Source organism: Actinorectispora metalli (genome assembly GCF_056323685.1).
The window spans coordinates 4,156,693-4,171,152 of record NZ_JBREYE010000001.1 but is presented as its reverse complement, the minus strand read 5'-3'; the positions used below and the strand labels follow the sequence as shown (position 1 = coordinate 4,171,152).

13 protein-coding genes are annotated in these 14,460 nt (G+C 69.6%); 8 read left to right on the top strand and 5 right to left on the bottom strand.

The genetic code is table 11. From position 1 onward, the window contains the following. Positions 1-215 precede the first annotated feature (215 nt). From ACU6XJ_RS19620 to ACU6XJ_RS19595, 6 genes are all read left to right on the top strand, one after another. Complete coding sequence (locus tag ACU6XJ_RS19620; protein ID WP_476314102.1) at positions 216-1,502, top strand: MFS transporter; 1,287 nt, start codon at positions 216-218, stop codon at positions 1,500-1,502. Between the two features lie 65 nt (positions 1,503-1,567). Continuing rightward, positions 1,568-2,287, top strand: a complete 720-nt coding sequence (locus tag ACU6XJ_RS19615; protein WP_476313488.1) for a GntR family transcriptional regulator — start codon at positions 1,568-1,570, stop codon at positions 2,285-2,287. A 142-nt stretch (positions 2,288-2,429) separates the two neighbouring features. After that, positions 2,430-2,954 (top strand): thiamine pyrophosphate-binding protein, encoded by a 525-nt coding sequence (locus ACU6XJ_RS19610; protein ID WP_476313486.1) that lies wholly within the window; start codon positions 2,430-2,432, stop codon positions 2,952-2,954. Positions 2,955-2,956: 2 nt separating this feature from the next. Further along, positions 2,957-3,529 carry a thiamine pyrophosphate-dependent enzyme gene (locus ACU6XJ_RS19605; protein WP_476313484.1) on the top strand — a complete coding sequence of 191 codons (573 nt, stop codon included), beginning with the start codon at positions 2,957-2,959 and terminating at the stop codon, positions 3,527-3,529. Continuing rightward, positions 3,526-4,899, top strand: coding sequence for an aldehyde dehydrogenase family protein (locus ACU6XJ_RS19600; protein WP_476313482.1), 1,374 nt, complete (start codon positions 3,526-3,528; stop codon positions 4,897-4,899). Before ACU6XJ_RS19605 ends, ACU6XJ_RS19600 begins: the two co-directional genes overlap by 4 nt. Then, complete coding sequence (locus ACU6XJ_RS19595; protein ID WP_476313481.1) at positions 4,896-6,026, top strand: mandelate racemase/muconate lactonizing enzyme family protein; 1,131 nt, start codon at positions 4,896-4,898, stop codon at positions 6,024-6,026. Before ACU6XJ_RS19600 ends, ACU6XJ_RS19595 begins: the two co-directional genes overlap by 4 nt. A gap of 239 nt (positions 6,027-6,265) precedes the next feature. Here the strand turns inward: ACU6XJ_RS19595 and ACU6XJ_RS19590 are convergent, their stop codons facing one another. Further along, positions 6,266-6,931, bottom strand: coding sequence for a slipin family protein (locus tag ACU6XJ_RS19590; RefSeq protein ID WP_476313479.1), 666 nt, complete (start codon positions 6,929-6,931; stop codon positions 6,266-6,268). Positions 6,932-7,383: 452 nt separating this feature from the next. Here ACU6XJ_RS19590 and ACU6XJ_RS19585 point away from each other — a divergent pair, with 452 nt between their 5' ends. Together ACU6XJ_RS19585 and ACU6XJ_RS19580 are read left to right on the top strand one after the other, a co-directional pair. Further along, positions 7,384-8,118 carry a lytic polysaccharide monooxygenase gene (locus ACU6XJ_RS19585; protein WP_476313477.1) on the top strand — a complete coding sequence of 245 codons (735 nt, stop codon included), beginning with the start codon at positions 7,384-7,386 and terminating at the stop codon, positions 8,116-8,118. Positions 8,119-8,199: 81 nt separating this feature from the next. Continuing rightward, on the top strand, positions 8,200-8,730 hold the full coding sequence (locus tag ACU6XJ_RS19580; protein ID WP_476313476.1) for a DUF305 domain-containing protein: 531 nt from the start codon (positions 8,200-8,202) through the stop codon (positions 8,728-8,730). A gap of 1 nt (position 8,731) precedes the next feature. Here ACU6XJ_RS19580 and dxs read toward each other — a convergent pair whose 3' ends face one another. The 4 genes from dxs to ACU6XJ_RS19560 form a co-directional block, all read right to left on the bottom strand. Beyond that, entirely contained in the window at positions 8,732-10,651 is a 1,920-nt protein-coding gene (gene dxs / locus ACU6XJ_RS19575; RefSeq protein ID WP_476313474.1) for a 1-deoxy-D-xylulose-5-phosphate synthase, read from the bottom strand. Between the two features lie 233 nt (positions 10,652-10,884). Next, positions 10,885-11,289: a MerR family transcriptional regulator gene (locus ACU6XJ_RS19570; RefSeq protein WP_476313472.1), complete on the bottom strand. Its 405-nt coding sequence runs from the start codon at positions 11,287-11,289 to the stop codon at positions 10,885-10,887. Then, the gene (locus ACU6XJ_RS19565; protein ID WP_476313470.1) at positions 11,265-12,443 is read right to left on the bottom strand and encodes a class I SAM-dependent RNA methyltransferase; all 1,179 of its coding nucleotides are present in this window, start codon (positions 12,441-12,443) and stop codon (positions 11,265-11,267) included. The genes ACU6XJ_RS19570 and ACU6XJ_RS19565 overlap by 25 nt, the downstream gene beginning before the upstream one ends. Further along, the gene (locus ACU6XJ_RS19560; protein WP_476313468.1) at positions 12,440-14,458 is read right to left on the bottom strand and encodes an APC family permease; all 2,019 of its coding nucleotides are present in this window, start codon (positions 14,456-14,458) and stop codon (positions 12,440-12,442) included. The genes ACU6XJ_RS19565 and ACU6XJ_RS19560 overlap by 4 nt, the downstream gene beginning before the upstream one ends. Between the last annotated feature and the right edge of the window lie 2 nt (positions 14,459-14,460).

The window sequence follows — 14,460 nt, the reverse complement described above, 5'->3', positions numbered from 1 at the left end:
CAACGCCCTCCACTATGCGGGAAGTTCCTCGGCCCGCACGGCGGCCTAACGGCCTAGCCCGAGCGCTGTTGTGCAGCACATCACGTCTATGTAGCATGCCACTCTGTTTCAGCTGCATGTCACCAAGTAACGGTGGCCTTTCATGAAGTAGCCTGGAGGAACTTATGGCGCGTGAGATCGCCCGGGCACGGGACGACTCGCTCGAAGCGAGCACGATGCGGAAAGTGACCCGGCGGGTCGTTCCGCTGCTGGTGATCGGCTACATCGTGAGCTACGTGGACCGGATCAACATCGGCTTCGCGAAGTTCGGGATGGAGGAGACCTTCGGCATGAGCGGCGCCCAGTACGGGTTCGCCGCGGGCATCTTCTTCCTCGGCTACATCATCGCCGAGGTGCCCAGCAACATCATCATGGCGAAGGTGGGGGCGCGGATCTGGCTGTGCCGGATCATGGTGACCTGGGGCATCATCGCGGCGCTCACCGCGTGGGCGCCGAACGTGGAGATGGTCTACGTGCTGCGCTTCCTGCTCGGCGTGGCGGAGGCCGGGTTCTTCCCCGGCATCCTGCTCTACCTGACCCGCTGGTACCCGAACGCTCAGCGCACCAAGGTGATCTCCACGGTCATGGTGGCGATCCCGGTCGCAGGCGTGGTCGGCGGCCCGCTCAACGGGTGGATCCTGTCCGCCTTCGACGGGGCGATGGGCCTGGAAGGCTGGCGCTGGGTGTTCATCGTGGGCGGCGTGCCCGCGGTGATCCTGGGTGTCGTGTTCTTCTTCCTGGTCACCGAGCGGCCCTCGGAGGCGCGGTGGCTGAGCGCCGAACAACGCGAGTGGCTGGCCTCGACGCTGGCCGCCGAGGAGAGCGAGCGGGCGGTCAGCGCACCCGCCGGGCACCGGGCGGTGTTCCGGAACAAGAAGGTCATCTGGCTGTGCGTGGCGTACTTCCTGCTGCTGTGCGGGGCGTACCCGCTGGCGTACTGGATGCCGTCGGTGATCTCCGACGTCGGGTCCTCGCTGAGCAGCATCGAAATCGGCTGGCTGTCCGCGGTGCCGTTCCTGATGGCCGCGATCTGCATGTACGTGACCGGTCGGCTGGTGCGGGACAACTCGGCGCGGCCGGTGCTCATCGCGCTGGGGATCTCGGTGGTGACGTTCATCGTGACCGCGGTCAGCCTGAACATTCCGATGTTGGCCTTCGCCGCGATCACGATGGCGACCATGGCGGCACAGACGGCGAAGCCGCTGTTCTGGTCGCTGCCCACCGCCTACCTGGCAGGGGTCGGCGCGGCCAGCGGGATCGCGTTGATCAACTCGCTGGGCAACGCCGCGGGGTTCGTCAGCCCGTTCGCGGTGGGCTGGATCCAGGACGCCTCCGGCGGCAACGCTGGGCTGTCCATGGCGGTGATGATTTCCGCGAACGCGCTCGCGCTGGTTGTGATCGGCTGGCTCGCGGTGCGGGCGCGGCGGCCGAGCGGCGCGCCAGAGCCGGTCGCGGCGGCCTAGCCGACTATGCTGGGAATCCGCCCGCGGCACCTGGGCCGGGGGCGGATTTTCGGCGATGAGGTCAGTTGACAGCAGAGGCCCTGGACAGCAAGTCCGAGCAGATCGCGGCGGACATCCGTGACGCGATCCGCGCGGGTGAGCTCAAGCGCGGGACGCTGTACTCCTCCCGCGAGCTTGGCGAACGCTTCGGCGCGTCCCGCACCCCGGTGCGTGAGGCGCTGCTCAAGCTCGCCGACCTGGGGCTGGTCAAGATCGAACGCAACCGCGGCGCACGGGTCGTCGGGCAGGACGGGCGCGGCATCGTCGAGTTGTGCAGCCTGCGGGTGCTGTTGGAGCCGCCCGCCTGCCGGAACGCGGCGGCAGTCATGACCAGCCGCGACGACGCGGCGCTGCTGGAGCAGTACCAGATCATGGAGCGGCTGGCGGACGGCAGCCAGGAGTACTTCGCCGCCGACGAACGGCTGCACGACCTGATTTTGCAGGCCGGCGGCAACCAGCGGCTGGCGAAGTTCGTCGCCGAACTGCGGCAGACGCTGGCGCTGGACGGCCGGTACAGCGTGCCCAGGTATCAGCCGGTGGAGACCGCGCTGAAGGACCACTGGGACATCATCGAGGCCTTGCGCAAGCGCGACGGCATCGCCGCGGAACGCGCCATGCGCACGCACATCGTGCGCTCCGGTGACCTGCTCGTCGCCCACAGCAGCGACAACGACCGCAACCTGGTCGCCGAATGGCGCCGCTGGCTCGACATCGCCGTTCCGAAGGACGAACAAGTCCTTTCCTGAGCCTGTCCCCCTTGGGCAGGAAATCGGTTCAGAGCGCCAACCCGATGCCTTACCGACTGAGCACTGGTTGCATGCTACTCACTTGAAGTAGTACGTTACTAGTTATTGGCGGCCTGCCACTGGTAGGCGGAGAGGAGTTGGGTTGGCTTCCTATGCGGCTTCCGTCGCGCGGGGTGTGTGGGCAGGTGGGGCGGACCTCGTGGGCTACGTGCCCTCGGTGAGCGTCGCGCCGGTGATCACCGCCCTGGCCGGACTCAGCGGCGTGTCGGAGAAGGTGTTCCCGCTGTCCCGGGAGGAAGAGGCGATGGGCGTGCTCGGCGCCCTGCCGCTGACCGGGCGGTTCGGGGCGGTCGTGATGCAGGACAACGGCTTCGGCAACGCGTTGACCGCGCTGACCACCTTCAACCTGTCCTACCACCTGCCGCTGCTGGTCGTGGCGAACACCCGCGGCGGGCTCGGCGAGTACAACTCGATGATCCACTCGCTGTGCCAGCACGTGCCTGCCCTGCTGGACCGCCTGGGTGTCCGGGTGTTCGAACTCGACCGGCGCAGCGGGCCCGAGGACTGGGAGGCGGTCATCGCCGAGGCGGGCACGCATGCCCGCATGACGTTTCGCCCCGTGGTCGTGCTGACGCACTTCTGGGCGACCGACGGAACGGGGGCGTGAGCATGAAGCGCATTGATGCCCTGGAGATCGTGGCCGAGCAGACCGAGGACCTGCCGGTCGTCGTCACCTGCGCGGCCTCCAGCCGCGAACTGGCCGCCGTCGCCGACCGGCCCAACCACCTGTACCTGCTGGACTCGATGGGGCTGGCGGGTTCCGTCGCGACCGGGATCGCGTTGGGGCTTAAGGACTCCTCCGTACGCCGGGTGGTCGCCGTGGAGGGCGACGGCTCGCTGCTGATGAACCCGAACGTGCTGCCCACCGGCGGATATCTGGCGCCGAAGAAACTGCTGATGGTGCTGCTGGACAACGGCGTCTACGGCGCGACCGCGAACCTGCCGACCTACGCCGACCGCGTCGACCTCGGCGCCATGGCCGAGGCATCCGGCTGGATGGTGCGCCGCGCCGCCACCGAGTCGGAACTGCGCAGCGCGTTCGTAGTGGCACTGGCTGATGAGGGGCCGACGCTGCTGCACGTGCGGATCGAGGTCGGCAACGCGACCGGCGTGCCGAAGCTGCTGGAAGACCCCGTGATCATCGGACGGCGGTTCCAGGACTGGCTGGGCGGCGTCGCGTGATCAGCACCGTCAACCCGGCCAACGGCGAGCGGCTGGCCGACTACCCCTACACGACCGAACTGTCGGCGATGCTGGACGGCGCGGTCGCCGCCGTGCGGCGCAGGCGTACCGAACGCGTCGCCGAGCGGACCGCCCGGCTGCGGGTGCTGGCCGTCGCCTTGCGCTCCGATGTGGACAGACACGCGCTGCTGATCACCACCGAGATGGGCAAGCCGCTGGACCAGGCGCGCGCCGAGATCGAGAAGTGCGCGGTGGCCTGCGAGTACTACGCAGAACACCTCGACGAGTTGCTGGCGCCGGTGCGCGTGGACCTCTCCCCCGACACCGGCTACGTCCGGCTGCTGCCGCTGGGCGTTGTGCTGGCGATCATGCCGTGGAACTACCCGTTCTGGCAGGTGTTCCGCTCGATGCTGCCCGCGGTGGCCATCGGCGACTCGGTGGTGCTCAAGCACGCCGACAACGTCACCGGCAGCGCGTTGGCCGTACAGGCCATCTTCGACGAGGTGTTCGGGACCGGCGTGCTGAACGTGGCGGTGCTGCCGCCGGAACGCATCGGCCCGCTCATCGACGACCCGCGGATCGCGGCGGTGGCGTTCACCGGCAGCAACCGCGTCGGCGCCATCGTCGGCGCCCGCGCCGGTGCCGCGGTGAAGAAGGCGGTGCTGGAACTCGGCGGATCGGACGCGTTCCTCGTGCTCGGCGACGCCGATGTGTCCGCGGCCGCGCGGGCTGCGGTGCGGTCGAGGTTCCTCAACACCGGCCAGAGCTGCATCGCCGCCAAACGCCTGATCGTGGAGCGGTCGGTGCACGAAGAGTTCACGGCGGCCGTGACCGCGGAGGTCGAGGCGCTGGTGGTGGGCGATCCGCTGACACCGGGGGTGGACCTCGGCCCGATGGCCCGGGTCGACCTGCGCGATGAGCTGCGGCGCCAGCTGGACGCCACGCTCGCGGGTGGTGCGCGGCTGCTCGCGGGCGGCACACCCAACCCGAGGCCGGGGGCGTGGTTCGCGCCGACGCTGGTGTCCGTGCCCGACACCTCGGTTCCCGCGTTCCGCGAGGAGACCTTCGGCCCGTTCGGGGCGGTGCTGTCGGTGGCGGACGAGGACGCGGCGGTGGAGACCGCCAACTCCTCCGTCTACGGCCTGAGCTGCTCGGTGTGGACCAGGGACCTCGACCGCGGCGAACACCTGGCGGGCCGCATCGCCGCCGGTTCGGTGTTCGTCAACCGCATCTCCGAATCCGACCCGCGCCTGCCCGTCGGCGGCGTGAAAGCCAGCGGCTTCGGCCGTGAACTCGGCTCCTACGGCGCCGCGGAGTTCGCCAACGTCCAGGCGGTGCGGACCGCCCCCGTCTCCAGGAGGAACGCATGACGATCGCCCAGATTCGCACCAGGGCGGTGGGGATTCCGGTGGACAAGCCGACGCGGATGTCCAACCGCGACCTCAACGACCGGCATTACGTGCTGGTCGAGGTGACCGACTCCGACGGCGCGACCGGCCTCGGCTACACCTACGCGGGCACCGCGGGCGGGTTCCTTACCAAGACGGCGGTGGACGACCTGCTGGCGCCGGTGTACCTCGGCGCCGACGCCGACGACGTGGTGGGCCTGTGGAGCCGCGCGTACCAGGAGACCCTGCTCTCCGGCAGGCGCGGCGCGGTGATCAGAGCGTTGTCCGCCATCGACATCGCGCTGTGGGACCTGCGCGCACGACGGGCGGGGTTGCCGCTGGCCTCGCTGCTCGGCGGGTCCACCACTCCGCAGCCCGCCTACGCCTCCGGCGGCTACTACCGGCCCGACGACGGCGACTGGGCCGAGGCGGTGGTCGCGGAGATCGCCTTCAACGAGTCGCAGGGCTTCACCGACCACAAGATCAAGGTCGGCGGCCTGTCCGTTGCGGACGATGCTCGCAGGGTGGCCGCCGCGGCCGAGGCCATCGGGGGCCGGGGTCGGCTGTCGCTGGATGCCAACAACGCCTACCGCTCGGTGCGGGAGGCGCGGGTGGCCATCGAGGCCTTCGAGCGGGCGGCGGATGAGCTGTGGTGGTTCGAGGAGCCGCTGTCCCCCGAGGCGATCCACGGCCACGGCGAGTTGGCGCGGTCGATCCGCACGCCCGTCGCGACCGGCGAGATCCACCAGACGCGGTGGGAGTTCCGCAGCCTCATCGAGTCCGGTTCGGCGGCGATCCTGCAAACCGACGCGGGCGTGGTGGGCGGCGTGACCGAGTGGATGCGGGTGGCGCACACCGCCGACAGCTTCGGCCTGCAGATGGCGCCGCACTGGCACCACAACCTGCACGTCCACCTGTGCGCCGCGGTGGCGAACACGCTGGTCGTCGAGTACTTCGCGGCCGAGAAGGGCATCTACAACTTCGAAACGCTGCTGACACCCGAGACCCGGCTGCGCTACGCCGACAACCAGGTGTTCGTGCCTGAGCGGCCCGGTATCGGGATCGAGCTGGACCCCGACACGGTCGCCAAGTTCGAGATCAGCTCCTGACCCGGAGCCGTGAGTGCCACGCGTCGGTGGCCCCCGGCCGACTCGGCACTCACGGCTCCTTCCTACGTCCGAAGCGTCCAATGCCTTCGCTTTTCGGAACCGGTGAGCGCTTCCGACAGTCTTGGCGCGTCGTCTGCGAGAAGCCCGAAGCAGGCAACAGGTCCGGCTGAAGGCGAACCTTGCAAGTTGACGGTGTGGAATGTGCGTAGAGCAACCACACACTCCACACCTCGACCGACTTATCTGGCGGGCCGCTCGGTGCCCGGGCGGTCCAGGACCACCGTGGCGCCGTACTGGCTGGCGGCCTGGAGCGTGCGGAGCTGGAGCAGCGTCGGGTGCTGCTCGGCGAGCTTGGCGACGTTGAGCAGCGATCGCAGCGCTGCGGTCTCGGCGCGGGCCTTCTCCAGCGCGACCAGGCCTTCCTTGCGGGCGACCAGTTCGGCGACGAAAGCGCGGCGCAGTTCGGCCGGGAGCACCACATCGCGGATCGCGACCTCGTGCAGTCCGATGCCGAACTCGGCCGCGCGCTCGGTGATCGCCGCCTTGATCTCGTCGGCGATCACAGCCCGCAGAGCGTCCAGCTCGTCATGGGTGCGGCCGAGCACGGCGGTGCGCAGCGCGAGCTGGGTGGCGAGGTAGAGCTCCTCGACCGGCGTCGCCGACACCCGCACGAACAGCAGCGGGTCGGTGACCGCCCAGCGCAGCGTCACACCGGCACGGATCAACACGCCGTCCGCGGTGGGCACATCCTGACCTGCGATGTTGGTCGAGCAGGGGCGCGTGTCCACGCTCACCAGTCCATCGCTGAAGCGCACCCAGTGGCGGCCCGCCGCCAGCACATCCAGCAGCTTTCCCCGGCGGAAGCGCACCACGCGCTGCCACTCCATCACCGTCTTCCAGCCCATCCTCGACCTCCTCTCGCTCCGTCTCTGGTTGAAGGCAGGGCCCGGCTCCACACGGCGCGGGCGGGGGCTCGGCGCCGGGTCTCACGACCCCCGCCTGCCCGCTGGGCCTCTGCCGCGTCCGGTCCACCCGACCGGACGAGCCGGGCCCCACCCCCTTAGGGAATTGAACCCGTATGCGTTCGCAGCGCATGCCAAGATCGACGCGAACAGTGGAACCCCGAACGGGCATCGCCTGCCGGGACCACGACGTCGACCAGCACAAACGGTAGATCAGGCGCCTGCTTTCGCGGAAACGAATTACCGCCGATCGTCCACCGCAGCTTCCACTGGACGGCGGTACACCGGGTTGCCATAGGGCACAACCCGATTTATGGTCTAGACCACAGAATGTGTGATTCCTCGGATTCGCCCGGACTCCCTGATCCGGGTGGCCGACCCTGCAAGGAGTCGACATGACATTGCGGAAAAAGCTCGCCGCCGCGGCGGGTGGATTGCTCGTGGCGCCGCTGCTGGTGGTCATCCTGCCCGCCGGAAATGCCAGCGCACACGGTTACGTCTCCTCACCTCAGAGCCGCCAGGCCTACTGCGCGGCGAACAAGATCCAGTCCTGCGGTCCGATCATCTGGGAGCCGCAGAGCGTGGAGGGGCCGAAGGGACAGCGCACCTGTTCCGGCGGTTCGCGATTCAAGGAACTTGACGACAACTCCCGGGCCTGGCCCGCGACGACGGTCGGGAACACGGTGAACTTCAACTGGGTGATCACCGCCCGCCACTCGACGCGGGACTGGGAGTACTACATCGGCGGCACCCGCGTCGGCCACTTCGTCAGCAACGGCCAGCAGCCGGGTTCCACCGTCTCGCACACCGTCAACCTCGGCGGCAAGACCGGCAGGCAGACCCTGCTGGCGATCTGGAACATCGCCGACACGGCGATGGCCTTCTACTCCTGTGTGGACCTTCAGATCGGCGGGGGTGGCGGCGCGCCGCCGAGCAGCACCAACCCGCAGCCGACGAACCCGCCGACCTCGACGCCGCCACCCGGCGCCACCACCTGGTCCGCGGGCACCAACTACTCCTCCGGCACCACCGTCACCTACAACGGCGTGAGCTACCGCTGCGTCCAGCCGCACACCGCACTGGACGGCTGGGAGCCACCCAACACCCCATCCCTCTGGCAACAGGCCTGATCAGACCGTGGGTGGCAGCCGAGGCCAGGCCTTGGTCGCCACCCACGGGTTCTGACCTTTCCAGCGAAAGGGGCGGGAGCCATGCGAGCGCTCGTGATCGGGCTGGCGCTGTTGGTGGCGGGCTGCGCGACCGCGGAGCCCGCGGAGCAGCAGCCGCCCGCGTTCAACTCCACCGACGTGATGTTTCTGCAAATGATGGTGCCGCATCACAACCAGGGCATCGAGATGGTGCGGATCGCGAAGGAGCGGGCGGCGCGGGCCGAGGTGCGCACGCTGGCCGCCGCGATCGAGGTGACTCAGTCCGACGAGGTCGGCGACATGGTGGGACGGTTGCAGGAGTGGAAGCAGCCGCTGACCGCGCCCGACCCGCATGCGCACGACGGGCACCACCACATCACCGTGACCGATCCGGACGCCGTCGCGGCGCTGCGCGAGGCGACGGACTTCGACCGGACGTTCCTCAACCTGCTGATCGGGCACCAGCACAACGCCGTCGAGTTGGCTCGCATCGAGGCCAAGGACGGCGCGGAGGGCCGCACCAAGGCGCTGGCCGACCGCATCGACCGGTCGCGGACCGCGCAGATCCAGCAGATGCTGAAGCTGCTCGGCTGAATCAGACCTCCCGCGCCTCGGCGTCCACAGTGGACGACGGCTGGCGTGCGTCCTGGTAGGTGGCCACCCATTCCGTGCAGCGACGGGCGACGTCCTGTGCGGTGATGCCCGCGGCGGCGAGCACCTCGTTGCGGGTGCCGTGCGGCAGGAACTGCTGGGGCAGCGCGATGTTGCGGATGGGCACGTCGACCTCGGCGGTGCGCAGCGCCGCGGCCAGCGTCCAGCCGAACCCGCCGTGCTCGCCGCCGTCCTCGACGGTGACCACCAGGCTGTGGTTCTCGGCCATGGTGACCAGTTCCGGCGCGACCGGGTGGATCCAGCGCGGGTCCACCACGGTGACGGCGATGCCCTGGTCGGCCAGCCGCTTGGCGGCGTCGAGGCCGAGTTGGCCGAAGGCGCCGACGGTCACGAGCAGGACGTCACGTCCTTCCGGCGACTCGTGCAGCACGTCGACGGTGCCCTCGCGACGGAGGGCGGCGACCGGCGCGGCGACGGTGCCCTTGGAGAAGCGCAGCACGGTTGGGCCGTCGTCGACGGCGACCGCCTCGTTGAGCTCCTCGCGCAGGGTCACGTCGTCGCGCGGGGCGGCGACGCGGATGCCGGGGATCACGCCGCAGATGGACATGTCCCACATGCCGTGGTGGCTGGGGCCGTCGGGGCCGGTGACCCCGGAGCGGTCCAGCACCACGGTCACGGCCTGCTTGTGCAGCGCGACGTCCATCAGAAGCTGGTCGAAGGCGCGGTTGAGGAAGGTGGAGTAGATCGCCACCACCGGGTGCAGGCCGCCCATGGCCATGCCCGCGGCCGAGGTCATCGCGTGCTGCTCGGCGATGCCGACGTCGATCCAGCGGTCGGGGTAGGCGGCGGCGAACTTGCCGAGGCCGGTGGGGTCGAGCATGGCGGCGGTGATCGCCACGATGTCCTTGCGGCGGGCGCCGATGTTGACCAGTTCCTCGGAGAACACCGAGGTCCATGACCGGCCGCCGGAGCCTGCGGAGGCACCGGTCTCAGGGTCGATGACGCCGATGGCGTGCATCTGGTCGGCCTCGTGGTTCTCGGCGGGCGCGTAGCCGTTGCCCTTGCGGGTCACCGCGTGCACGATGACCGGCGCGTTGAACGCCTTGGCCTTGGCCAGCGCGTCCTCCACGGCCCGCAGGCTGTGGCCGTCGACAGGACCGAAGTACTTCAGGCCAAGGTCTTCGAACATGACCTGCGGCGAGATCGCGTCCTTGAGGCCGCGCTTGGCGGCGTGCAGACCGGCATAGATCGGCTTGCCCACCACGGGCATCTTCTGGAGCGTGTCCTTGCCGCGCTGGAGCACCTTCTCGTAGCCGGGTTGCAGGCGCAGCGCGGCGAGGTGCTCGGCGAGGCCGCCGATGGTCGGCGAGTAGGAGCGGCCGTTGTCGTTGACCACGATCACGATGGGGCGGCTGCACGCGGCGATGTTGTTCAGCGCCTCCCAGCACATGCCGCCGGTCAGCGCGCCGTCACCGACCACGGCCGCCACGTGGCGGCGGGCGCCGGTCAACGCGAACGCCCTGGACAGGCCGTCGGCGTAGGACAGGGCGGTGGAGGCGTGGCTGTTCTCCACCAGGTCGTGCTCGCTCTCGGCCCGGTCGGGGTAGCCCGCGAGGCCGCCTGCCTGACGCAGCGTGTCGAACGCGCCTGCGCGGCCGGTGACGATCTTGTGCACATACGACTGGTGACCGGTGTCGAACAGCAGCGCGTCGTGCGGCGAGTCGAACACCCGGTGCAGGGCCAGCGTGAGCTCCACGGCGCCCAGGTTCGGGCCAAGATGCCCGCCGGTCGCCGCCACCTTGTTGATCAGAAACGTCCGGATCTCCCCTGCCAGCGCCTCGAGTTCGTCGAAGGTCAGGCGTTTGAGGTCCGCCGGGCTGTGCACGGACTCAAGGAACGTCACGATCCACCTCGCTCATAGCCGGCTGGGGTCTGCTGGCCGCGGCGCTCCCTACCGCTGCCCCCCGTTCGTCACCCGGGGGCGACTTTCAGGTCAGTCTACGGAGACCTTCCCGACCGCGTCCGACCACAACCAGGGACCACCCCGCTGCCAAGAAAGATCACGGTCCGTACCGAATCGTTGCTCGAAGCGGTGATGGCGCAAGCCGTCGATGATGTGTAGCTTGCCGTCCCGGATCACGCACGTTCCGTAACTCCCTCGCGGAGCATTTCGCGGAACCGCGGGCAGGTCAGGATGTCCTCGTGGCCGCATCGCACCATGTGGCCGAGCAGGTCCAGCGCGTGTTGCGCGGCCCGGATGCGCTCCTCCAGGGCGGCCTGCTGGGACTTGAGCAGCGCGACCCGATCCTGCTTGCTCGGGGCGGTGAGGAACTCGCGCATGTCGTCCAGGCTCAGGCCCACGTCCTTGCCTTTCAGGATGAACATCACACGCTCGGCGTCCTCGGAGCCGTAGCGGCGGTGCCCGCCGGCCTGGTGGGACGGGGTGAGCAGGCCCATCGACTCCCAGTGCCGCGACACGTGTGCTCTGAGGTGAGATTTCGCTGGTCGGAGACGTGTCAGCGGGTGAGCAGGGCGATGCACTCCATGTGGTGGGTCATGGGGAACGCGTCGAAGGCACGCAGCTTGGACAGGCCGTAGCCGTGGCCCGCGAACAACGCGATATCGCGCGCCAGTGCCGCCGGGTCGCAGGCCACGTACACCACCGTGGACGGTCCTGCCCCGACGATGGCGTCGACCACCGCGCGGCCCGCGCCCTTGCGCGGCGGGTCCAGCACCACGACCGACGGCCGCGGCAGGCCCTCGGCGAGGACGTGTTCGACCCGACCGCCGACGAAGCGGACCTGCGGCAGGTCGGCGAGCGCCGTCTGGCCGTCGGCGATGGCGCGGCGGGAGGACTCCACCACGACCACCTCGCCCTCGGCGCCGACCTGATCAGCAAGGACCGAGGCGAACAGGCCCGCGCCGCCGTAGAGGTCCCAGGCGGTGCCGCCCGCGGGGGCGTCGGCGAAGGCGGCGACCACTGACGCGAAGGTGTCGGCGGCGGCCGGGTGGACCTGCCAGAAGCCGTCAGCGGCGATGCGCCAGGTCCGGCCCGCGGCGCGCTGCACGGCGATGCCATCGCCCACCGCCCACTTCGCGCCCTCGCGGACGTGCAGTTCACCGAAGGAGTCCTGGCAGACCTCCAGGGCGGTGTCCGCGGGCCAGTCCCGCGCCACCACCGCGGGCACCACGCCGGGCTGCGTGATGGGGCAGTCGGCCAGCGGGATCACGTCGTGGCTGCGGTGTCGGCGCAGGCCGGGACGGCCCTGGGCGTCCACCGCGAGTTGCAGCCTGGTGCGCCAGCCCAGCCGGTCGTCGGGCTGGAACGACGGCAGGGCCTCCACCTCGACCTCGAGGTCCAGCCCCGCCAGGCGCCGCAGCTGCTCGGCGACGACCGCCGCCTTCAGCGCCCGCTGCGCGGGGCCGGTGGCGTGTTGCCAGTCGCAGCCGCCGCAGCCGCCGGGCACCGCCAACGGGCACGGCGGAGCGACGCGGTCCGGGGACGGCGAGAGCACCTCGACGGCGTCGGCACGGCAGAACGACTCCTGGCGGTCCTCGGTGACCTCGACGACCACCCGCTCCCCCGGCAGCGCGTGCCGCACGAACAGCACCCGCCCCTCGGCGCGCGCCACGCAGTGTCCGCCGTGGGCGACCGGGCCGACCTCGACCTCCAACCGCCTGCCCAACCAGGTCACCGGCGGCCGTTCCGATCGTCCCGATCAGCGCCGTCCAGCCCGCGGCGGATCGCGCCGGGCGCGTAGACGGCACGGTCGGAGACCCTCTCCGAGGACATCAGCTGCCACGGCACGCTGGTCACCATCACGCCCGGCTCGAACAGCAGCCTGCCCTTGAGCCGCAGCGCGCTCTGGTTGTGCAGGAACTGCTCCCACCAGCGGCCCACCACGTACTCCGGGATGTACACCGTGACCACATCGCGGGGGCTGGTCTTGCGGATGCGCTTGACGTAGTCCAGCACCGGTTTGGTGATCTCGCGGTAGGGCGATTCGACGACCTTCAGCGGGATCGAGAAGTTCTGCCGCTCCCACTCGGCGGTCAGCTTGCGGGTGTCGGCGTCGTCCACGTTGACGGTGACCGCCTCCAGCACATCGGGGCGGGTGGCCTTGGCGTAGGCCAGGGCGCGCAGCGTCGGCATGTGCAGCGTGGACACCAGCACGATGGCGTGGTTGCGGGACGGCAGCATGCCCGCACCCTCGCGGGAGGACAGCTCCAATTCGCGCGCCACCGAGTCGTAGTGCCTGCGGATTGCGCTCATCAACACATAGATCGCGGCCATCGCGGCGATGGCGATCCACGCGCCGTGGGTGAACTTCGTGATCAGCACGATCACGAGCACGGAACCCGTCATGAACAGGCCGAAGGCGTTGATGGCCTGGCTCCGGCGCATGCGGCGGCGGGAAGCCGGGTCGGTCTCGGTGCGCAGCAGGCGGTTCCAGTGCTTGATCATGCCGGTCTGGCTCATCGTGAACGAGACGAACACGCCGACGATGTAGAGCTGAATGAGCCTGGTGACCTCGGCGTCGAAGGCGATCACCAGCACGATCGCGAAACCGGCCAGGAACAGGATGCCGTTGGAGAAGGCCAGCCGGTCGCCGCGGGTGTGCAGTTGGCGCGGCAGGTAGCGGTCCTGGGCGAGGATCGAGCCCAACACCGGGAAGCCGTTGAACGCGGTGTTCGCCGCCAGCACCAGGATCAGCGCGGTGACGATCGTGACGAAGTAGAAGCCCGCGGGGAAGCCGGAGAACACCGCCTCGGCGATCTGGGCGACCATCGTCTTCTGGTCGTAGCCTGCCGGGGCGCCGACCAACTGGGTCTCCGGATGCTCGGCCACCTTCACCTCGGTGAGCTGGGCCAGCACGATCAGACCCATCAGCATCACCACCGCGATGAGGCCCATCATCAGCAGCGTGGTCGCCGCGTTGCGCGACTTGGGCTTGCGGAAGGCGGGCACCCCGTTGCTGATCGCCTCCACACCGGTCAGCGCGGCGCAGCCGGAGGAGAACGCGCGCATCATCAAGAACGCCAGCGCGAGGCCCATCAGGTGGTCGTCCTCGGCGCGCAGATCGAAGTTGGCGCTCTCCGCCCGCATCGGCTCGTCCATGGCGAACCCGCGGAACAGGCCGAAGGCGATCATGCCGAGGATGCCGACCATGAAGGCGTAGGTCGGGATGGCGAACGCCGACCCCGACTCGCGGATGCCGCGCAGGTTCATCGCGGTCAGCACCACGATCGCCAGCACCGCGAACTCGACCTTGTGACCCGCGATGAACGGCACCGCGGAGCCGATGTTGGCCGCTGCCGAGGCGATCGACACCGCCACCGTCAGCACGTAGTCCACCAGCAGCGCGCTGGCCACGGTCAGGCCGGCCCGGCGGCCCAGGTTGACGGTGGCGACCTCGTAGTCGCCGCCGCCGGAGGGGTAGGCGTGCACGTTCTGGCGGTAGCTGGTGACGACCGCCAGCATCACCACCACCACGATCAGGCCGATCCACGGCGCGAACACGAACGCCGACAGGCCCGCCACCGACAGCACCAGGAAGATCTCCTCCGGTGCGTAGGCCACCGAGGACATCGCGTCGGAGGCGAACACGGGCAGCGCGATGCGTTTGGGAAGCAGGGTGTGCGCGAGCCGGTCGCTGCGGAACGGACGCCCCACCAGAATGCGCTTCGCAGCGGTTGCGAGCTTGGACACGG